Consider the following 21,158-nt stretch of genomic DNA (forward strand, 5'->3'; position numbering starts at 1 on the left):
CCCTTCCTATACTTTTCTGGTGCTTTTCAACGGTTCTCCCGCTGATATCGTGGTCAGATCTTCCGGCCTCATCCCCGACTGCTCACCCCAGAATGTAAAACCGACCGCCATTTCTTCAGCTTTCCATTCAATCGGCTCCCAATCCGGTTCAAAGATCAGATATCCATTTGAGAACAATTCCAGGCGCACGCCGCTGCCGGGATCCACTACGTAGATGTACATCGCCTGCGAAATGCCGTGTTTGCCCGGCCCGACGAAAGATATGCCCTGTTCAGTCAGGATGTCCGCTGCACGCAGAATGTCCTGTGCATTGTCGGACCAGTAGGACAGATGATGGATTTCATGTGATGAACCGATATCCGGGCGCCCCATCACTGCAATATCGTGGACGAGGTTCGTGACGCTGAGCCATGCCGCCCCCAGTTTGTCATCAGGCGTCGTCAAATATTCACGCATCTTGAAGCCAAGCTTCTCCTGCAGAAAATCCGTGATGACCGATGCATCCGTGTTCGTTCCGATGTTGACATGATCGATGCGCCGTGGCGAGATGCCTTTGCGCCAGGCCTTGTATGGCTGGTTCTTAAGCACTGATTTTCGCTTCGGATCCGCTACAGCCGGCTTTTCCATATCGAAGTAGATTTCGAAGTTGTGCCCTGAAGGGAGCTGGAAACGGATGGCATCCCCCTGCCCCGTTTCTGTGCCGGCCTTCACTTCCTCCACTTCCACATCCGCTTCCCGGAGGAGGAGTGCGAAGTTCTCGATATCCTCCCGCCTTTTCGCTTTCCAGGCGATATGGTCCACGCGCGCCTCCGGACCTTCTTTGATGGACAGTGTATGGTGGTCGAAGTCCCCCCATGCACGCAAGTAGTGTACGCCATCGACTATCGTCGTCTTTTCGAGGCCTACGACCTCCTCAAAGAACCACAGCGATTTCTCCAGGTCCGTCGTTTCCAGTGCCACATGCCCAAGCTTTGCAATTTCAGGCAGAATCTCGTATCTTACATTTTCCATAGTTCCATCCCCTTTGTTTTCTTTCTTATCCCATCGCCATGGAGTCGACACCGAATAATGCTTTTCCGTAGTTGTCGATGCCATCTTCATAAAGTGACGTGACATGGGTACTGATTGCCATCAGATCCCTCATGATCATTTCGAGCGGCTGACCTTTCGCCAGTGCACTCGCCCCGAGTGTCGCCACGGCGCGGATCGCAATATCCTGGCAATTTTGGATGATGTGTACGCGGATGCCATTGTATTCCGCCGGGTTATATTGGCCCTGGTCACTCTCCAGCATCTCAATATATTCCTTCATCAGACCTTTCGCCGATTTCAGCTTCAAGGACATTTCCGCTGCGACACGCTGGCTCTTCGCAGACTCCCCTTCGTTCGTCCCGTCAAAACGCCTGCGCTTCTTGGTGCGTGCGATGAATTCTTCGATGACACGTTCTGCCGCCCCTATCGCCATCGCAGGGAAGCCGACATAGAAGGCCGGGAAGAACGATACGTTATAATACAGGTAATCCTCATCGACTTCAGGCGTGTACGGCTTGCGGTTCATCATCATCTCGTTGAATGAAATAACCATATCCTCCGGGACGAAAAGATTGTCTGCGACTACGGAATTGCTGCCCGAACCACGCAGGCCGAGTGAATCCCAGTCCTCGATCACCTCAAGATCGGATACGCGCATGCAAAGTCCGATGCGGTCCGGAACCGCCGCCCCTTCCTCATGATAGACCGCACCGACCGAAATCCATTCCGAGTGGTTGATACCGCTTACAAAATTCCATCTGCCGTTGAGGATGAATCCGCCCTCCACCTTTTCGACCTTGCCGACAGGTGCAAAGATATCGGCCAGAAGCCCGCCATCCTCATATATTTCGTCCATGCGGTTCTTTGGCAGGAAAGCGACCCATGAATTGTGCAATGCATAGAAGTATGTCACCCAGGCAGCAGAAAGGTTGTGATAGCCAACCGTTCTGACAATGTCTGCAAAAGTGTTGAAATCGATCTGCGGAAAGCCGTATTCCTTCGGTATGATCAGACGGTTGAGACCGCCTTCGACGATGGCGTCCGCTACATTCTTGGATATCGTCGCATTCCTGTCCGCTTCAACCGCTTCCTGTTCAGCAATGACCCCCACCTTTTTGGCACTGGCCATCAATTCATTATAGAGTTTTGCATCCGATAGTTGAGCCTTCATTATACCGCCCCCTTGAAGCCTATTTTGATAGCGCTTTCATTTTTTCTGATAAAAATTGGTCGACCAGCTCGAGGAACCGCTCCGCCTTCTCAATCTGCGCCCAGTGTCCACACTCTTTCAGTATGACCAGCTCTGCGTTCGGGATATGCTTCAGCAGGTCCAGACTGCCCTCGACCGGTACAAACTGATCCTCGTATCCATGGATCATCAGTGTCTTCTGTTTGATGCGGCGCAATGCACTTGGTGGAATCAGCAGTTCCATCGGATTCGACGGAAAGAGCGTCGGATAAAGTTCCTCCATGCCTGAGCGCATCAGATTCTCATATCTCGTTTGTACAATGCTTTCAAGATCATCACCGAGGACGCTCTCATCGTATACGAACCATTTGATCAGGTTGCGCAGCGATTCTATGGATGGATCATTGAAGAATCCCTTCATTCTTATGATTTCAGGTGTCGGACCCGGCGTCTTGCCGCCCCCACTGCCCATCAGGATCAATTTATCGAACTTCGATTCGTCGTACATGATGGCATGCATTGAAATGACCCCGCCCATTGAGTTGCCGACCAGATGCGCCTTTTCAATATTATGGTGCTCCATGATCCGCAAGACCTGTTTGACGCGCAATGTCGTCCATTCCCAGAATGTCAGATCCGTGTTTTCAGGCACTTCAGTATTGCCGAAACCGACGAAGTCCGGTGCAAACACCTGGTATTTTTCTCCCATGACTTCCAGTACCTTCTTCCAGTTTGAAAGCCCATTTGCCCCCGGGCCGGAACCGTGCAGGAAGAAAACTGCCTCATCATGCGTTTCGCCACCGTGACAATATACCGTGTTGAATCCTTCTGTCTGTAAATTCTTGACTTCGAATGTTGCCATTTTTATATCCCCCTTTGTAGTTGTGCTACACCTTTATAGTACGGGATTAAAAATTTATATATAATATCGGTTTTTATCGTAAATTTACTGATTAGCTGCATAATTTATTGAAAATTCAAATATTATTGTATATTATTTACAGTATCAATAAAGGATGGAGGCTTACATATGAATCCACTCGATTCCGGCAAGCTGCAGACGAACGATCTCGTGGTGACCTCAAGGACATTTGGACTGATGAGAAAGGTGCTGATCGAAAACCTCGGACAGGAGAAGGCAAAGCGGTTCCTGCTGCGTTTCGGCAAGGACCTCGGCGAGGAGAAGGCGAACGAACTGCTTACCGGCCCATATGATCTGGAGGGGATGGTAAACGAGATTCCGAGGATGCATATAGGCCTTGGACATATATCCAACATCACACGAGAAGGCCAGCTTTCCTACAGCGATAACGTCATGAAGTTCAGCGACCTTCATGGTGTATGGCACGATTCCTTCGAAGTGGATATGCAGCTTGAGAGCTTCGGCATGTCCGATGAATGTTCATGCTATATATTGAGTGGATTCGCAAGCGGAATGATGACAAGGCTCGGCAAGGAGGACATCTTCGTCAAAGAGATGACATGCCGTGCAAGGGGCGACGCCCATTGTACATTCGAAGTGAAGACCAGGAGCGATTGGGAAAACATTGAAGGCGGGAAGCTCGCAATCTTCGATGACCAGAAGATCGTCGATGAGCTTGAGATGACATATGACCAGCTGCTTGAAAAGAGCGAGGTGCTGGATAAGGTCTCCAATTTCCATAGCCGCATCACCGAAAGTGTGGCAAAGCAGAACGACGTCTCCGAATTGTCTAAGATTGCTGCTGAGGTCCTCGATGTCACCACGCTCATCACCGATGCCGACGGAAGCATGGTATCCAGGGAGGGACAGGTCCCGGCACCTGATGTGGCGCTACTGCTGAAGGACAGGACACTGGATGCAACTGGCACTGTCGAGCACCAAATTGAAAGCGGTTTCATATTGGCGACGCCGATACTACTGAACGCCCGGACTGAAGGTTACTGCTGCTTCCTTTATGGCAATGGGAAGGATATCCCGCGCAATGACCACCTATATCTCGAGCGGCTGGCAGTGGCGGCGAGCCTGTGCTTCCTCAACGAGAAAGTGAAATTCGAGACGACTGAACGGATGAAAATCAACTTTCTCGACAGGATGCTCTACAGCCAATTCGAAAACAGTTCCGAACTCGCTCTGCACGCAAGCTATATCCAGCCAAAAGTCATGCCGCCCTTCCAGATGATTTCACTCAAGCCCATCCCAGTTTCGGACAATGAAGTGCTGACAGACCATTATCAGATTCTCATCACCATCGCAAAGCTGTTGAAGCTCCACAATGTCCACGGTCTCCTGACGCAAAAGGACGATGATATACTCATCTTCCTCTATGCCTTGAAGGCGAAAGCCCATACCATGGACACCCTCTCCTCCATAATGGAAAGCATATCGCAAGGCTTCCCCCATCTCACCTTCAAGGCGGGGGTCAGCCGGGGATTCGATGCACTGGATCAGTTTTCCGACAAGGTAAAAGAAGCCGGCCAGGCCGCCAACTTCCCAACGGAAGCTGCCATAGTGCATCACAGGGACCTTGGTGTATTGAGCACCCTCCTTGAAAATATAAATCCTGAAGTAATTGCGGGCGTCGCCCAGCAGGAGCTGAAGACCCTGCTGGAGCCGGGAGAGAAGAACAAGGAACTGCTTCATACGCTGTACGTTTTCCTTAAAAACAATCAGAAGCTGGAAAAGACCATGCACGACCTCTCCCTTTCCATAGGCGGAGTCAAATACCGCATCGGCAAGATTGAAAAAATGCTTGGGAAAGACTTTAAAGATGCAGCCACGACCGCACATCTTCTGCTGATGATGGAGACACTGATCCTCATGGGTCGCCTATCCTTCAAATGAAAAATACCGTGGGGTTCCATACAAGGAGACTCACGGTATTCCTTATCCTACATAATTTAATTGATCGAAGACACCCTCTTATAGATGAAGGCGAAAGCCAGCAGCACGATGGTGCATCCCAGCAGCCAGATTGCAATCATCATCACCCCTATGCCCATCCATGGATCATTGAAGGATGCGATGATCGATCCGATTATTGCGAATGCTGTAAGTACAGCACTGGCAATGGCGGGAAGATATGTCCTCCCTTGCATATGGCCATAGATAATCGCAAGCCCGAACATCAGGAGATACAGGATTGTCAGGGTGGCTGTATTGACCAGCCGGTCCAGCACCGCCCCAAGCTGGAAGCCGCCTTCTGCTTCAGGCAGGCTCATATTCATCTGCACCATGTCACCGCCGCTTCGAGCGACCGTCATCATTTCATAGGATGCCGGCTCGCTCGCCCAGTTCTCCTGTGCCAGCAATGCGATCCGGTCATCTTCATGGAAGAAGACCGGTGACCTGACGGATGCATCATAGTCGGTCAGCTGGTCCGTTTCCCCGCTTCCCGTGTCCATTAGAAAGAGTTCATATATGAAAGTGCCCCTATCCGACTCGCCTGCCTGGGTCGTGTAGGCAAGTGATGATCCATCGGGGGACAGCATCGGATGCGCGATATAGCTTGGCAGTTCGGAAACAAGATACCCACCTTCCGTGCCTGATTCGATATCATAGCTATTCATTCCGCTGTCACTGGCATAGTAGAGCGTCTCACCATCATCGGAGATGTTCAGTCCACTCATATCGAATGCATCCCTGTCCGTCAGCTTTTCGTGTCCTTCTCCATCGATATCGATGCGGTGAAGGTCCCTGAAATTCTCCTTTTCTCCTTCCCGCGCCAACAGATCTTCTGCAGGCATGCCGATATAATAGAGCGTTTCACCATCCGGTGACATGACCGCTTCAAATACATGCATATCCGATCCTGTCAGCTGCACCGGGGATGCATCCGGTTCAGGCAGATAACGCAGCGTCTGTATGCGGTCTTCGACGGTCGCGATGTAGAACACCCCTTCCCCATCAGGTGTGAATTTCGGATGACTGTGATTTTCCGTTTCAGGGGACGTAATCTGCTCCGTACTGCCATCCTCCAAATTCCCGACATGGAGTGACTCCCTGCCCTGATCAAAATAGGAAAATGCCAATTGTTCATCATCCGGCGAGATATCGATGGCTTCCCCGAGACCTGTGTGATGGCGGTATGCATCGTTGTCACTCATCATACTGTAGGCAACCGATGCAGCGAACAATACAGCCACAACACCGATAAGTGCCAAAAGCGTCTTCTTCTTACCGATAGTATCCCCTCCGTCAAATAAGTATTGGCTATTTCACACCGCTCGCCAAAAATAAAGAGGCATCCTCATTCATGAAAATCTTCTCACCATGATGGAATGTCCCGATGGCAGGCGTCCGGAAACCGGCTTCCATCATCAGTCCCCTCATCTCTTCATGGGCGAATCCATTATGGACCTTCGGATGATCGATCGCATTGTTCTTATCGAAATCCACGATGATCAGTCTGCCTCCCGGATTCAACGTCTCATACAGGGATTCAAGCACACCCCTGACATTCGGTATATGCAGGAGCACGAGGGAGACGATGATGACATCGGCCCTGAATTCTGTATCATCCCGCGTCAGGTCGAGATGCACCGCTTTTACATGTTCCAGCTCCCTGTTCGTAATCTTCGCTTCTGCCACCTTCACCATCTCTCCCGAAGCATCGGCAAGCATTACGGCATCGAACATATCAGAAAGCGCGAGGCCGACAAGTCCCGTGCCGCTTCCATAATCGAGCAGTGAATGGTAACCGTGCCCCTCAAGCTCCCGCTTCATTTCACTGGAAATGATGTTCGCCAGTGCCACCCGCTCTTTTGTGTCGTACCGTTTTGCCATTTCTTCAAAAACATTATCCGACATTCTATCCCCATCCAATCCATTTTTTAATACTGTATACGACCATTCATCACCCGCGTGTAGTTCGCGGCATCGGTATCGCCCTCGGTGCTGATGAACAGGACATTTGAAGTATCATCCAGCCCGAGCCGGCCGCGTTCTTCCTGATAGTCCGCTTCCGTCATCAATCGATGGAACGCACCGAACGGTGCGGCACCGGACTCCCCGGACACGATCCTTTCATCCGACCCCTGCGGCCTTCCCAGCAGTCGCATGCCCCTGGCACTCGTCCCGTCTCCGCAGCTGATGAAGGCGTCGGCTGCCGCCTTCAGTATATCCCAGCCCTGGATGCTCGGTTCGCCACATGCGAGACCGGCCATCATCGTATCGAGGGCACCCGTCACACGCTGGGGTGTCCCCGAAGGATCCTGGATCGATCGGTGGAAGCAGTCGGCCCGGTCCGGTTCCACGACAATGATCTTCGGTCCATCACCCTCCGTAAAATTGAGCAGCGCCGCTGCCATCGCACCGGCGAATGAACCGACGCCGGCCTGCAGGAACACATGTGTAATGCCATTGAAGCCCGTCGGACCGAGCTGTGAATGAACTTCGGTGATGATCGTCGTATAGCCTGCCATGATCGAGAGCGGAATCTCCTCATAGCCCGGCCATGCCGTATCCTGGATGAGCACCCAGCCGTTCTCTTCCGCCATCACGGCCACCCGCTCCACCGTCTCATCGTAGTTCAGATTCATGATCTCCGCTTCCGCACCCATCTCCCGTATCGCTTCGAGCCGTGATTCGGCTGACCCTTCCGGCATGAAGACCTTCGCCTGCTGACCGAGCAGTGACGCCGCCCACGCAATGCCCTTGCCGTGGTTGCCGTCCGTCGCCGTCGCAAATGTGACGATCAGGCGGTTTTCGAGTCCATCCAGGAGTGCACCATACCCATCGAATTCGATATTCTCGTGGTTCCTGAAATATTCAGTCACCGCATGGAGGCCGCCGAGTCCTTTGAAGGCGTTCAGTCCGAACCGCTTCGACTCATCCTTCACATATATATTCCCAACACCGATACTGCCTGCCAAGTCATTCAGCCGGACCAACGGAGTCGGCTCATAACCCGGCACACTCTCATGGAACGTCTTCACCGCTTCCAGCCGTTCCGGATCGAAGTATTCGAGGAGCGATGAATCGATCCCTTCCTTCTTGAAGCCATTCCATGCCATCTGCATATCCGTACCTCCCCTTTTCCTCCATAATAACAGAAAAAAGGACCGGATTTTCACCCGGTCCGGTCATTAACATCAGTACATGTCGATTGTGTCTTTTTTGATGTTCCATAGTGTCATATCGCATTTTACTTCCGCATGCGTCTTCAGTTCTACTCCGGTGTCATCTTCATTCGGGAAGAATCTGCATGTACATACTTCCTTCCCGCCGTTGATGAACATTTCCACGGACGAACGATCCAGGAAGATGCGCATACCGGACAGCTGTTCAAGGAAGAAGGCTCGCTGTTCGGTCCCTTTCCCCGAGAAAACTGTCCTTTCGACGACCATCCTGTTGTTTTCGTACGTGACCTTGAGATCGTTTCTGATCACCATTTCAAACTGTCCTTCGACTGGCGATTCGAAATCCATGCTGATTTCGGTGCAGGATCCAATTTCCTCACGGAATGCTTCTCCCGCACCCAGCAGGATATCATGATGGCGTCTCTCCCCACGCAGCCGCTCGATCTCGGGAACGGGATTCTGTGTAAGTGTGTCCCCCTCGATGCCGAGCACCCTCGGAATTGTCAGCGCATGGATCCAGTCGTTTTCAACCGTCGGCTGGTTCTGCTCCTGGTCATCGCTCATTCCCATCCAGGCAAGGAGGATCCTCCGGCCGTCGTCATCAATGAAAGTCTGTGGGGCGTAGAAATCGAACCCCCTGTCGAGCTCTGTAAAGTCACCATGGTCATAAGTGTACTGGGAGGGATCGAAGTCACCGATGAAGTATCCTGCCTGGAACAGGTTGTGGTACTTGTCCCCCTCTGCTTCAAGGCCCTGCGGGCAGACGATGAGGACATCCTGCCCATCCAGTCTGAACAGGTCGGGACACTCCCACATGTAGCCGAAGTCTCCGAGCCCGTTTCTGCCACTGCCGGCAATCGGCCCGATGAACGTCCAGTCCACAAGATTTTCCGAACGGGCGAGCACCGCTTCCCCCTGTCCCGCTTCGTTCTGTGCACCGATGATCATCAGCCAGTCCCCATTCTCCCGCCATACTTTGGGGTCCCGGAAATCGGGTGTATAGCCTTTCGGGACATGAAGTACAGGACCGTGTTTCTTGAATGCCATACCATCTTCCGACACCGCCAGGCACTGGTAGGAGGACCGTCTGTTCTCCTCATCCTTTACGTTGCCGGTATAGAAGAGGTACAGCATCCCTTCATGTTCGACGGCACTGCCGGAATAGCATCCGTTCTTGTCATACCATTCATCAGGCATAAGGGCGACCGGCGCCATCTTCCAGCTGACGAGGTCTTCTGATGTGTAATGACCCCAAGCCTTCTTCCCGTGGGTCGTTTCAAAGGGATTCCACTGGAAGAATGCATGATAGGTCCCATCGTACTGTACCAGTCCATTTGGATCATTCAGGAATCCCACAGGCGGCATCATATGATATTCAAGCCGATAAGAGTCCCTGCCGATCTGTCGGCGGTTCTGCTGGACCGCTTCTTCTAAACGCATCCGGTAGTCGTTATCTTCAAACATGTCAAAACTCCTTCTACTCTTCAATGATTTCCTCTGCTTTCTTATCGGAATAGCCGAACAGCCACGTCAGGACGAAGGCCACGCCGATCGCCACGATGTTGACGAGGATGTACATGAAGATCTGTTCATTCAGGTATAGAAGAGTTCCCGGAATGACGGTGATCGCCATGCCGGTTCCCGCCAGTCCTGAGATTGAGGCCACGAAGCCACCGGCGGCGCCGCCGATGAGTCCCATGACGAATGGCCAGATGTAGCGCAGGTTCACACCGAATATGGCCGGCTCCGTGATGCCGAGGAATGCCGAGAATGAAGATGGCAGGGCCAGTGCCTTGAGCTTCTTCGACTTCGTCTTCAGACCGACCGCAAGTGTTGCGCCACCCTGGGCCGCAACCGCTGCCGTAGCGATGGCATTGTATGGGTTTGCACCAAGCTCGTCCAGCAGCTGGATTTCAAGCAGGTTGAAGATGTGGTGTACGCCGGTGATGACGATGATCTGGTTCAGACCACCGATGAGTATGCCGCTGAGCCCAAATGGCCAGGCGAGTACGGATAGTGTCGCATCGAGTATGACCCCTTCCAGTGCATGGAAGACCGGCCCGATCAAGAAGAGTGCCAGCGTGATCATGATGAGCAGTGTCAGGAATGGGGTCAGGATGAGGTCCAGTGCTTCCGGCATCCTATTTCTGATATACCGTTCCACTTTGGCCCCGATGATGCCGGCGATGAATGCAGGAAGTACGGATGCCTGATAGCCGACGACCGGGATGAAGCCGGCGAACATGATCGGTTCCACGCCTCCGCCTGCAACATCCCATGCATTCGGCAGTGCCGGACTGACGAGCATCAGTCCGAGCACGAGACCAAGGATCGGTGTGCCTCCGAACACCCTGAACGTCGACCAGGCAATGAGCGCCGGCAGGAAGATGAAGGCGGTATCCGTCAGGATTTCAGTAAACAGGAGGAAGTTCTCCGAAATGTCGTCCGGCGTCAGGCCGAACAGGGCGAGTACCTGCTCCTGAACGATGAGCCCACGCAGACCCATGAACAGGCCGGTGGCGACGAGAACCGGGATGATCGGCACGAAGACGTCGCCGAATGAACGGATGGCCCTTTGCACCATATTGCCCTTTTTGGCCCCCTCCTTCTTCGCTTCGGTCTTGGTCGTGCCTTCGAAACCGGATTTGACCATTTCATCGTGGATCCGGTTGACCGTGCCCGTTCCGAGGATGACCTGGTACTGGCCGGAATTGTAGAAGGCCCCTTTCACCTTGTCGATGTTCTCGACCGCCTCCTGGTCGATTTTGCTTCTATCTTCTATGATGAGCCGCAGTCGTGTAGCGCAATGGGCGACGGAAGAGATGTTCTCCTCTCCGCCTACAGCTTCGATGATCTCTTTGGCGATTCTGCTGTTATCCGACATTTTAACACTCCTTCTTTCTAAATAGTCTGAATTAGGGAATCGATTCCACATTTGCGGAAGAAAAAATGAAGGCGCATGATTCCGCTTTCATTCTTACTATACACTATCTCTCTCAACGAGCTTAAAGTCAAGCACTTTTTTATCTGAAACATCTTTTTCTCCCTGCAGCAGCTGCATCATCGTGCGCGCTGCAACACTTCCCGCCTGCTCATATTCGTACTCGATCGTCGTCAGTGCAGGTTCGATGAAGCGTGACGTTTCGGAAGAGCCGATCCCGACGACTGCGACATCCCCGGGGATATCATAACCGTGGCGTCTGATGTATCGCCATGCGCCGAGCCCCATCCTGTCGGTGGCAGCAAACACCGCATCCACTTTCCCGGATGATGTCTCCAGCATCCGTGCCGCCGCTTCGTATCCGGAACCTATGGAGAAGTCACCCTTCTCCATCCAGGCATCCTCCACTTCAATGCCATGCTGTGCCATCGCCTCCAGATATCCCGCTTTCCTCTGTACCCCGACTGACCGGTCCGCCTCGTCCACACCGATGTAGCCGATCGACCGGCGCCCTTTTTCGATCAGCAGTTCCGTCATCCGGCGTGCTGCAGCATGATCATCGAAGATGACGGACGGCACGCCCGACATCTCCTGGCCGACCACGACCACCGGTACTTTGGACGATTTGATTTCGTCCACCAGTGCCTGATCCACATTCGTCGCGATGAGGATGATACCATCCACCTGCCGGTTCTGCAGCAGGCGCAGATGTTCGATCTCCTTCTGCCTCTCCAGGTCAGTAGTCGTCAGCAGGATCTGATAGCCGATGCCCTCGAACACACTGTTCATCCCATTCACCGTCCGGGAAGATGTATCCGTGCTGATCTTCGGCAGGATTACACCGATGATCTTCGTCTCCTTAGTCCGGAGTGACTTCGCATGCTGGCTCGGGACGTAGCCCGTCTCCTCGATGACGGCCATCACCCTTTTCCGGGCCTTCTCGCTGACGTATCCCGTGCTGTTGATCACCCGGGACACTGTCGTCCTTGAGACACCCGCCAGTTTCGCTATATCGTTGATGGTTATCATCAGCCTCACCTGCACCTCCATCTTTTACTGCTTTCATCATAACCGATATTGGTCTCATTTTAAATCCATTGTTGACGCTTTTACCTGTTTGTCATTGGAGTGGAAAAGGTGGAACGCGTGCTGCGTTCCACCTCTGTCATTGATGCACCTTATGCGCCATGGGGCTCAGAAAAAGACAAGGCCGGCTGCCACCCCTACTATGAACAGCAGAATGAGTATGCCCAGACCCTTCCAGCCCAGGCTGCCTGCCAGATCGGCCAGATTACCACCGCTTGCCCTGTCGGAAGCATCCTTCAGATTTCCTGCAGGGTGCCTCTTCGATTCCTCCTGTCTCAATCTTTCCCTTCTTTGTTCAGAACTCTCCCTATCATCACGCATGAAATCACCTCCCTATTCCAGCGATGCCAATATATCCTTCATCCGCCTGCGCGCGTCCGCCCCTTCCCTGATCGGATACTGGGGGAAGACATGGTTCATCATCGGATACTCGTAATATTCATGGTCGGCGCCTGCCTCGCGGAGCATTCCGGCAAACTTTCTCGCATCGGGTAGACAGATTTCCCGGTCACCGACGAATATGTACAGTTTGGGCAGCCCGGAAAGCGTTCCGTTTATTGGGGATATTTTATAGTAGGCGGGATCCTGGTTCCCGGCCCAGATGCGGCCGATGACTTTCAGATTGTCCGGCTTCAGCATCGGGTCGAGCTTCGCGTACCGCTCCAGCTCGGGATGCTCCAATGTGACATCGAGCCACGGAGAGATGGTGATCAGCGCCTTCGGCTGGGGCAGTGCCTCTTCAGCCAGCCACTGGGAAAATCCGATGGCGAGCCCACCCCCTGCAGAGTCCCCCATCAGCACCGGGGCATCGGCATCTTCAGCCAGAAGATCCTGATAGAGAGCCGCCACTTTCGCATATGCACTTTCAAAAGAGTATTCGGGTGTCTTCGGATAGATCGGCACAATGAATTCCAGGCCGGTGTCCTGCACCATCCTGTCGAGGAACAGCCAGTGGAATAGAGAGGGCTGATGGATATAGCCGCCACCATGGAGGTAAAGGACCCTGCGATTTCCCCTCTTGCGGCGGGGATGCATCCTGTACACTTTCATCCCTGCTTTCTGGAAAGGTTCGACCTCCGACCGCATGATGCCTTCGGGTATTTTATGCTCTTTCCGGTTCTCCTTGAAATTTCTGGCGAGCATCTTCTCGTCGACCGCTTCGAGATCGAAGTTGACGATCCGGATCAGATCTTCGGCCAACTTGCTTCCGACGCTCCTTTTTTCCACGAGAACCGCCCGCGCTGAGTATAATAGAACCCCCGCACCCGCCATGATGGCAGACGCTTTAAGGATGTCCTTCATACAATCATTCCTTTCAATTCTGGTTGCCTAAGTGGCGCATGGGAATTCCCGTGCATGCTGGTTGATGCTAGAGATGGAACCGCCGGCTCAGCTGTGTCATGAATGCCTGGTTGGCAAACAGCAGGATCGAGCAGAACGTGGTCACAGCAAACAGGGCTGCGACGACGCTTGGCCAGAGCACGGTTGCAATGCCTGTGAGATAGAATACCATCGGCAGGAAGCCGAAGGCGATCATCATCAGCAGCGAGCTGACATATCCGCCCCATCTCAGGCGGACTTTCAGTATGATGATGGACATTGCCAGAATGCCCGCAATGATCAGGAACGGGACGACATAATCCACTGACCACTGGATGGAGCCCGACATGGCATCGATGACCAGCAGCAGGATCGTCAGGCTGATGACCTGGGCGGTGATCTTTCCGCCCAAGTGGGAGGCCGACAGGATCGTATGATTGAGCGATACCACTGCATAGAATACGGCGACCGCGACATAGAACACCCAGAGGAACTGGGGCATGAAGATGATGTTGATCGCAAGGCATGCGAGCACTGCCAATATGCCTGCGAATATCGCAAGTTTCGATATCCGCGACCTTATCCTGTGCTCCTTCCTGTCATAGTCCGGGTACCATTCAGCCCCCTCTTCAGCATCCGGATCCAGAATCCGGGTGTAGCACAGGGGACATGTTTCCTGACCTGTCAATACATCGCAATTTGGACACCGCTTCATCCTTCCACCCCCCAATCATTCGAATAGACCGCGACATCGAGACCCGTGATGGCACCCAATTCCCTGAAGAATGACCGGATGATGCCATTCTCTTCAATCGACCTTGCAAAGGTGAGGGTCAGCTGATCATTCAGCGTGCCGATGCCACAGTTGATCGGACTTTTCCTTGTCGGGTACAGCACCACTTCCATCCGCTCGACATGGGGCTTCATCGAGTCGGGCAGTTTCACATTGCCGAGGTTGGAGAGGGTCATGGTCTTTGCCCGCTCCCCGATCTGATTGAAACCAAAACGCATGATCGGATATTTCAGGAAGACGGGCATGATCCGTGTCCAAAGATTGCTTTGCAGGGAAACGAAACGGTCGATGCCCATCTGCAGGCTTTCCTTGTCCGTCTTCTGCCTCAGCTGATCCGACACTTCCCTGATGATATCATCCAGCGCCGTATCATCATCCACCTGGACACCGATATTGGTCACGGAAAAGAAGTTCCTCAAAGTCGTGGAGGGAAAATGCCTGCGCAGGCTGACGGGCAGCGCAATGGCAACCATATCTTCAGATGTCTCCCGTTTCATCTTCTCGGCATGGATGACATCGATCAGCACACTGGTGAGGAGCCCCGTCAAAGAAGTCCCCCTGCTCTTGGCGAATGCATTGAGCGCCGATGCATCCACCACGCCATGGACGACGTTTATACCCGGCGGATCGAATGTCGTCCCCTTGACCTGGTAGGCCTTCCGGCTCCTGCTCACAGGCTGCTTTCTCTTATGGGATGTTGCATACCTTTCAAAACTGTCCTCCATCTCTTCGCTTTTCGGAGACGCTTCAGGCAGAAGCACCTCGCCTTCCGCCTGCACATTCTTGCCCTTGAGGCGCAAGTATTGATAGACGATCGTCTTCAGAAATTCCACCGCGCCCCCGCCGTCAGTGAGCGAATGGAAGATCTCGACCGAAATCCGGCGGTCGAAATACAAGACCCGGATCAGGTAGGCATTGTTCTCCCGCCTGTCGATCGGCGCACAGGGGTAGTCCACTTCCCTCTTAACAAGGAGCTGAGCATCATTTTGCTCCATGAAGTCCCAGAACAGTCCCTTGCGCACCCGGACGGTGAGTGTCGGAAAACGTACCGCTACGATGTCCAGCGCCTCCTGGAGACACCGCGGCTCTACCGTCTCGTTCAATATCATGGATACCCGGAACACCGAGGAGTTGGTCGCACTCGATACCGCATGAAATATTTTACCCGTGTTGTCTATCCGATACCATCTATCCATCCGCTCACCTCCTTGTTGTTCTCTACCCTGTAGAGTGTATCATTAAGGCGGGAAATTATGATGTCGCACTGATTCTTCCAACCAGTATTTCGAGATCGATCGTCACCGTCTTCTCTTCGGCAATGAAATCATCCAGCTCTCCTGATGTGTGATTCCACGCCAAAGGCGACATCTCTATCAGATTTCCGAGTGCCGAACGGTCCAGCTTCACTGCGTCCGTCACACGTACCCGCTCCACCATATCGTAATTCTCCTCGAATAAGGATACGGTACCAGTGTTGTCATACGTCTCCTTATCGGTATTTCGGTACAGCGCTGCGCGCAGTTCCTTCAGATAGCCCGACTCGGGCACGACCTTCACAACCAGACCGTCCGGAGAAAGTACGCGGTTGAATTCGGCATAGTTTGCAGGCGACAGGATGTTCAGTATGACACCAATGCTCCCGTCCTTAAGAGGCAGTTTCGCCAGGTCCCCGACGAACCAGATGGATCTGGGATAATGCTTCGCCGCCATCATGATGCCCTCCTTGGCGATATCGATTCCGATGCCCACACTACCATCTACGCCATCCAGTATGCGGTCGAGGTGGGAGCCTTCCCCGCTGCCGGCATCGAGCACCGACGGACCACCCTCAAGCCGGCTGAGGATTCCCGTCACTTCCTCGTGCATCTTCTTGTAGAACCCGCTGCCTAAAATGAAATCCCGCCGGTTCTCAAACAGATTCCTATCATACTGCGTCTTCACCGCCCGGGTCATCATGTTCACATAGCCCTGTTTCGCGAAATCGAATGAATGGCTGTTTTCGCACACCAGGCTCTTCAATTGTTCAACATGCATGCCATTTCCGCATATCGGACAGCGCAGCATTCCTGCATATTCCCCGACCAGTGCGGCCATCTGCTCTTTCTTTTTCATGGTTCTCCTCCTGATCCGTCTTTCTCGTTTATTTAAATATTAGATGTCTTGATGGGATAATTCAATTGAAGGGTGATAATTGGCACAATCGCTCCAGGAAATTGTTTCATATATGCAAAAGTCATGACAATTATTTACATCTTATTGTTTTGCCATCTGCACTTGTTTATTCTGAAATAAAGGGGAGATGAATGTGGGATACTTGGAGATTTTGCTCCCTCTACTGTTTTTCACACTTGTTCTGATATATATCAACCGCTCACCACTATTCAACACCAATGGTAGAACCGCTAAAAATTCACCGGCAGACATTTTCCTGAAAGGGATATTAGGTATTGAGATTTTTGTATTGATCATCGTTCTGGCATTACATTGGTACGCTATATGATCATTCAATTCCAGTGAAAATTGAAGAAAGGAGGCAATCAGGTGAAAAAAATGTTTTTTACTTTATTGGTGCTTTCACTGTCGATACTCGGTGCATGTTCAGACACCAGCAATGAGTTGGAGGGAGAAGTTTTCAGGGTTTTTTCATGGACCCCTGATATTTCTCCCGGAGACATATCATCAGATAATTTTAACCCTTCTTCCGGCTTGGGATTTGATTTCAAGTCATCAGATAAAGTCGAAGTAAGATCAGGTGGAGAAACATTTGCAGGAAACTATTCTTTGGAAAATAATACATTAAGTGTAGATTTGAAAGATGAGAATAATGAAGAGTCATTAGCATTGGAATTCAGTGATTTTACCCAGCACGAACAAAATGAAAAATTATATACTGGTACCATTTCCAAGCTGGATATTAAAACTGATGGACATCATAGAGTGGGCAGTAATCTTTCCCTGGATGGATACCTGGGATTTTATAAAAACAATTAGATTTTAAAAATGGAAAATAAATATCCTGGATACTACATTTTCAGTTACGGATAAAAATTTTTCAACGAAACTTAAAGGGGGGAGGCACCATCCATTTCCTGAAGACCAATCTTTTGAGCCTGATCCTCGGCCTCCTGATCCTCGGCGGCGTTCAATTGATGCTCAACACCTATCGGCTGATCAAGCTGCTCCGTATCGAGATGGATACGCTCGTCAACCTGTCATTCATTCTGATGCTCATGCTCCTGTTGATTTCAAGCATCTGCATTTATCTGTTCCAGCGAAATGCAGGGAGGATGATATACCTTTCAGGCATTCTATGGTTCCCCTACTACTATATCGGGCTGCAGATATTCAATCGTCTGCTTCCCATCACAGAACGTGGGGATGTGCCGCCTCCTGTAGTGGGTCTGATCATGATTGCCGGAATGGTGTTCTTTCCAATATACATCTTCACTTCCCTCCTGATTTTTAATATGATGCACCAATCCCCAGATTCACATGGGATCAAACAGGCCAACTGATACATAAGACGTATTCTTTTGACGCTCCGGACACAATGGTCCGGGGCATTTTCTTTTTTATAGGCATATCATTTGTAGCCCTACTTCATCTGTCCTACACTTTAATTAATCGTGCGCGATCAATTATTTGGAGGAGGTACTTATTCATGGAAGATATTAAACTCGCCAACCAGTTGTGCTTTTCCGTCTACAATACGAGCCGTCTATTCACGAAGTTCTACCAGAAGGCACTGTCGGAGTTCAACCTGACCTATCCGCAATATCTGGTTCTGCTGGCCCTGTGGGAAGAGGACCATCAGACGCTGCACCAGATCGGCAGGCGCCTGCGTCTCGAAAGCAACACGCTGACGCCCCTGCTCCGCCGCATGGAACAGGCGGGCTGGATCATCCGCGAAAAGTCGCCGGAGGACAAACGCCAGCTCGGCATCCGTCTGAAGGACAAGGGACGAGAGGCGCAGGAACCGATCCAGGCGGCCATCGCCGAATGCATCGGACACGAGCACCTTGATATCTCACAATACCGTGAGGTGCATGAAACGATTGTGAAGCTCGAAGAGACGCTGCGCACAGTTCTATCGGAAGACACGGACAAAACAATGGAGAAATTCAATGGCACAATATAATTATGATGTAACATTCATCGGCAACGGAGAGGTTCGAACAGCTATAGCATACCAAGAATAAGTAAAAAAGGCCTGGAATCCAGGTCTTTTTATGCTTCTACCACAACCCCAAGCTTCTTCATTTGATGATCCAGCACACGCTTCATGACAGGTTTTGTGCCTCTCAGCACGAGTTTATATTTGCGGCTGTCGGTATCAAAATGGCTCGTCACCCTCACCTTTGTGCCTTCACCTTCCAGGGGTTCAAGCTTGAAGTCTGAGACGATCTCACCCTGCCTGAGGACAGTCTTCACTTTTATATAACGCTCTGCTTCATACTCGGTGATTTCGGAACGGAACTGATATGTCCGGTTCAGAACTTTCATACGCGTCCTGAACTTCGTCCCTACAGCCCGCTTTTCTTCGGTCAGGTATTCGTTGCCTTCGAAAATTGGACTCCAAGACTTAAGCTTTTCGTCATCATTCACTACTTTGAATATCTCTTCCGGTGTAGCGAGCATCCGTCCCTCATAACTGTACAGTTCCATATCTATCCCTCTTTCTCATATTTTTCATCATCATACCATCTTCCCCTGAACGAGTCGTGTGCACATCATTACCCATCAATTTTGATGAGTGGTAAAATAAATTCTGCACCACAAACCAGAAAATGTAAGGGGTATGAACATGGAACAACTGACAAGTACGTTTACACTATCCAACGGCGTCGAAATCCCATGGGTCGGATTTGGCACATGGCAGACACCGGACGGAGAAACAGCAGTGAGTTCAGTCAAGCAGGCGCTTGTATCCGGCTACCGCCATATCGATACGGCAGCAGCCTATAAGAATGAGGGCAGCGTCGGCAAGGCGATCAAGGAATCGGGTGTTGCCCGTGAAGATATCTTCATCACCAGCAAGCTGTGGAATGAAGATCGCGGCTACGAGAAGACGAAGACAGCGTTCGAGAACACGCTCAAGGAACTGGGTACCGACTACCTCGATCTCTATCTCATCCACTGGCCGGCGAACGAAAAACAGTTCGACAACTGGGAAGAGATCAACCTGGATACTTGGAAAGCAATGATTGAACTATATAAAGAAGGCAAAATAAAAGCCATCGGCGTCTCCAACTTCATGACGAACCACCTGGAAGCACTGGTCGACACAGAAGTGAAGCCGATGGTCAATCAGATCGAGTATCATCCAGGCCACACGCAGGACGAAGTCGTCGACTTCTGCAGGAAGCATGAAATCCTCGTTGAAGCATGGAGTCCGATCGGTTCCGGCCGACTGCTGGAAGACGAAGACCTCAAGGAAATCGCAGAGAAGTACAACAAATCGATCGCACAGCTGTGCATCAGATATGTACTCCAGAACAACGTGCTGCCCCTGCCGAAATCCGTCACCCCATCCCGCATCGAGGAGAACACGGATATCTTCGACTTTGAAATCAGGGATGAGGACATGGAAACGCTCGACGCGATGGAAAACGTCGGCTTCTCCGGCATGGACCCGAATGAAGTGGATTTCTAGACCACACTACCTGAACTGAACACCCTCCCCCGAGCCATGCACTGGTTCGGGGGATTTTTATGGATTGATACATAATGTACGGAATCCCAAGCCGAGGAGAATCATCTTTGCAGTATCACATCGCTTAGGGCGATGGAATATTCAGAAAGAATACAGTGGCATCTCCACATTACAAAGACTGGTGTATATTGTAACCTGGTTATTATGTGCCTGTAACCCACAGTGTAATTATGCGTGTTATAGTGGGTCTTGTGCTTGAGAAAACAAGACATCAAAACGTGATGCACCCTAAAGATTACAAACAATCGATTGATAATAATATACCCATTCATGGAGGATGAGACTTTTTATGAAGAAAACAATATTGACGACGACACTTGCACTTGGACTCGGCGTATCCGGCATCGCAGCCGATCAGAACGCAGAGGCATCAGAGATCAACAAGGCCGAACTGGCACAGATGGCCCAATCCAATTCAAGTGAACTGAATAACGCACCGATCCACGACGGTGAATACAGCTACAACTTCACTGTTGACGGTGTGAACTACAGCTTTGAATCCAATGGCACGCAGTATACATGGTCCTATGGCGGCTACGATAATGAACTGCCACAGGAACCAGCACAAACAGCAGCTCCACAGGTGACTGAAGAAGCACAGCCACAACCACAACAGGAAGCCCCTCAGGTGACTGAAGAGGCACCACAGGAAGAAGCACCACAGGTGGTTGAGGAAGCGCCGGCACAACAGACACAGGTTGAGGATGTACAGGCAGCTGCCCCTTCAGAAAGCACTCAAGTTTCAGCTGATGGCTCCACCAAGGAACAGTTCCTTGCAGCCGGCGGTTCAGAAGCAATGTGGCAATCCATCGTAATGCCTGAATCCAGCGGCAACCCGGATGCAGTCAATGAACTGGGCTACAGAGGCCTCGGTCAGACGAAGCAGTCATGGGGCACAGGTTCTGTCCAGGAACAGACTGAAGGCATGCTGAACTATGCCAAAGAACGTTATGGCTCCGTTTCAGAAGCCATCCAATTCCGTGAAGCAAACAACTGGTGGTAAGATCTTTACCCACTTTCATCA

At 51.5% G+C, this 21,158-nt stretch carries 21 protein-coding genes; 6 read left to right on the forward strand and 15 right to left on the reverse strand.

Features of this window, described 5'->3' with window-relative positions; translation table 11 throughout:
- Positions 1-6: 6 nt before the first annotated feature.
- From RQP18_RS09570 to RQP18_RS09580, 3 genes are read right to left on the reverse strand one after another with little or no spacing between them, the layout of a single operon-like run.
- Positions 7-1,011, reverse strand: coding sequence for a VOC family protein (locus tag RQP18_RS09570; RefSeq protein WP_342387467.1), 1,005 nt, complete (start codon positions 1,009-1,011; stop codon positions 7-9).
- 25 nt (positions 1,012-1,036) lie between these two features.
- Positions 1,037-2,203, reverse strand: coding sequence for an acyl-CoA dehydrogenase family protein (locus tag RQP18_RS09575; RefSeq protein ID WP_342387468.1), 1,167 nt, complete (start codon positions 2,201-2,203; stop codon positions 1,037-1,039).
- Positions 2,204-2,222: 19 nt separating this feature from the next.
- Positions 2,223-3,083 carry an alpha/beta fold hydrolase gene (locus RQP18_RS09580; protein ID WP_342387469.1) on the reverse strand — a complete coding sequence of 287 codons (861 nt, stop codon included), beginning with the start codon at positions 3,081-3,083 and terminating at the stop codon, positions 2,223-2,225.
- A gap of 168 nt (positions 3,084-3,251) precedes the next feature.
- Here RQP18_RS09580 and RQP18_RS09585 point away from each other — a divergent pair, with 168 nt between their 5' ends.
- Positions 3,252-5,045, forward strand: coding sequence for a V4R domain-containing protein (locus RQP18_RS09585; protein ID WP_342387470.1), 1,794 nt, complete (start codon positions 3,252-3,254; stop codon positions 5,043-5,045).
- Positions 5,046-5,101: 56 nt separating this feature from the next.
- Here the strand turns inward: RQP18_RS09585 and RQP18_RS09590 are convergent, their stop codons facing one another.
- The 11 genes from RQP18_RS09590 to RQP18_RS09640 all read right to left on the reverse strand — a co-directional run bounded on the left by RQP18_RS09590 (position 5,102) and on the right by RQP18_RS09640 (position 16,533).
- Positions 5,102-6,364: a TolB family protein gene (locus RQP18_RS09590; protein ID WP_342387471.1), complete on the reverse strand. Its 1,263-nt coding sequence runs from the start codon at positions 6,362-6,364 to the stop codon at positions 5,102-5,104.
- 49 nt (positions 6,365-6,413) lie between these two features.
- The gene (locus tag RQP18_RS09595) at positions 6,414-7,010 is read right to left on the reverse strand and encodes a class I SAM-dependent DNA methyltransferase (RefSeq protein WP_342387472.1); all 597 of its coding nucleotides are present in this window, start codon (positions 7,008-7,010) and stop codon (positions 6,414-6,416) included.
- A 23-nt stretch (positions 7,011-7,033) separates the two neighbouring features.
- Positions 7,034-8,221, reverse strand: a complete 1,188-nt coding sequence (locus RQP18_RS09600) for a diaminopropionate ammonia-lyase (protein ID WP_342387473.1) — start codon at positions 8,219-8,221, stop codon at positions 7,034-7,036.
- 72 nt (positions 8,222-8,293) lie between these two features.
- A complete protein-coding gene (locus RQP18_RS09605) occupies positions 8,294-9,745 on the reverse strand; it encodes a glycoside hydrolase family 32 protein (protein ID WP_342387474.1) in 1,452 nt (483 codons plus the stop codon).
- A gap of 13 nt (positions 9,746-9,758) precedes the next feature.
- On the reverse strand, positions 9,759-11,165 hold the full coding sequence (locus tag RQP18_RS09610; protein WP_342387475.1) for a sucrose-specific PTS transporter subunit IIBC: 1,407 nt from the start codon (positions 11,163-11,165) through the stop codon (positions 9,759-9,761).
- Between the two features lie 96 nt (positions 11,166-11,261).
- Positions 11,262-12,251: a LacI family DNA-binding transcriptional regulator gene (locus RQP18_RS09615; protein WP_342389397.1), complete on the reverse strand. Its 990-nt coding sequence runs from the start codon at positions 12,249-12,251 to the stop codon at positions 11,262-11,264.
- 165 nt (positions 12,252-12,416) lie between these two features.
- A complete protein-coding gene (locus RQP18_RS09620; RefSeq protein ID WP_342387476.1) occupies positions 12,417-12,629 on the reverse strand; it encodes a DUF6366 family protein in 213 nt (70 codons plus the stop codon).
- Between the two features lie 12 nt (positions 12,630-12,641).
- A complete protein-coding gene (locus RQP18_RS09625) occupies positions 12,642-13,610 on the reverse strand; it encodes an alpha/beta hydrolase (protein WP_342387477.1) in 969 nt (322 codons plus the stop codon).
- 67 nt (positions 13,611-13,677) lie between these two features.
- Positions 13,678-14,343, reverse strand: coding sequence for a DUF6320 domain-containing protein (locus RQP18_RS09630; protein ID WP_342387478.1), 666 nt, complete (start codon positions 14,341-14,343; stop codon positions 13,678-13,680).
- The gene (locus RQP18_RS09635) at positions 14,340-15,617 is read right to left on the reverse strand and encodes an alcohol acetyltransferase (protein ID WP_342387479.1); all 1,278 of its coding nucleotides are present in this window, start codon (positions 15,615-15,617) and stop codon (positions 14,340-14,342) included. The genes RQP18_RS09630 and RQP18_RS09635 overlap by 4 nt, the downstream gene beginning before the upstream one ends.
- Before the next feature lie 55 nt (positions 15,618-15,672).
- Positions 15,673-16,533, reverse strand: a complete 861-nt coding sequence (locus RQP18_RS09640; protein WP_342387480.1) for a putative RNA methyltransferase — start codon at positions 16,531-16,533, stop codon at positions 15,673-15,675.
- A 429-nt stretch (positions 16,534-16,962) separates the two neighbouring features.
- On the opposite strand from RQP18_RS09640, the gene RQP18_RS09645 reads away from it, so the two are divergent.
- The 3 genes from RQP18_RS09645 to RQP18_RS09655 all read left to right on the forward strand — a co-directional run bounded on the left by RQP18_RS09645 (position 16,963) and on the right by RQP18_RS09655 (position 18,559).
- Positions 16,963-17,412 carry a hypothetical protein gene (locus RQP18_RS09645; RefSeq protein WP_342387481.1) on the forward strand — a complete coding sequence of 150 codons (450 nt, stop codon included), beginning with the start codon at positions 16,963-16,965 and terminating at the stop codon, positions 17,410-17,412.
- Between the two features lie 113 nt (positions 17,413-17,525).
- The gene (locus RQP18_RS09650) at positions 17,526-17,936 is read left to right on the forward strand and encodes a hypothetical protein (protein WP_342387482.1); all 411 of its coding nucleotides are present in this window, start codon (positions 17,526-17,528) and stop codon (positions 17,934-17,936) included.
- A gap of 146 nt (positions 17,937-18,082) precedes the next feature.
- The gene (locus RQP18_RS09655) at positions 18,083-18,559 is read left to right on the forward strand and encodes a MarR family winged helix-turn-helix transcriptional regulator (RefSeq protein ID WP_342387483.1); all 477 of its coding nucleotides are present in this window, start codon (positions 18,083-18,085) and stop codon (positions 18,557-18,559) included.
- Between the two features lie 89 nt (positions 18,560-18,648).
- On the opposite strand, the gene RQP18_RS09660 is transcribed toward RQP18_RS09655, so the two are convergent.
- Positions 18,649-19,086, reverse strand: coding sequence for an SRPBCC family protein (locus RQP18_RS09660; RefSeq protein WP_342387484.1), 438 nt, complete (start codon positions 19,084-19,086; stop codon positions 18,649-18,651).
- Between the two features lie 139 nt (positions 19,087-19,225).
- Here RQP18_RS09660 and RQP18_RS09665 point away from each other — a divergent pair, with 139 nt between their 5' ends.
- Positions 19,226-20,074, forward strand: a complete 849-nt coding sequence (locus tag RQP18_RS09665) for an aldo/keto reductase (RefSeq protein ID WP_342387485.1) — start codon at positions 19,226-19,228, stop codon at positions 20,072-20,074.
- Positions 20,075-20,423: 349 nt separating this feature from the next.
- On the forward strand, positions 20,424-21,137 hold the full coding sequence (locus RQP18_RS09670; protein ID WP_342387486.1) for a hypothetical protein: 714 nt from the start codon (positions 20,424-20,426) through the stop codon (positions 21,135-21,137).
- The last annotated feature ends 21 nt before the right edge of the window (positions 21,138-21,158 follow it).

The sequence above is a fragment of the Salinicoccus sp. Bachu38 genome (assembly GCF_038561955.2).
Classification (GTDB): Bacteria; Bacillota; Bacilli; order Staphylococcales; family Salinicoccaceae; genus Salinicoccus; species Salinicoccus bachuensis.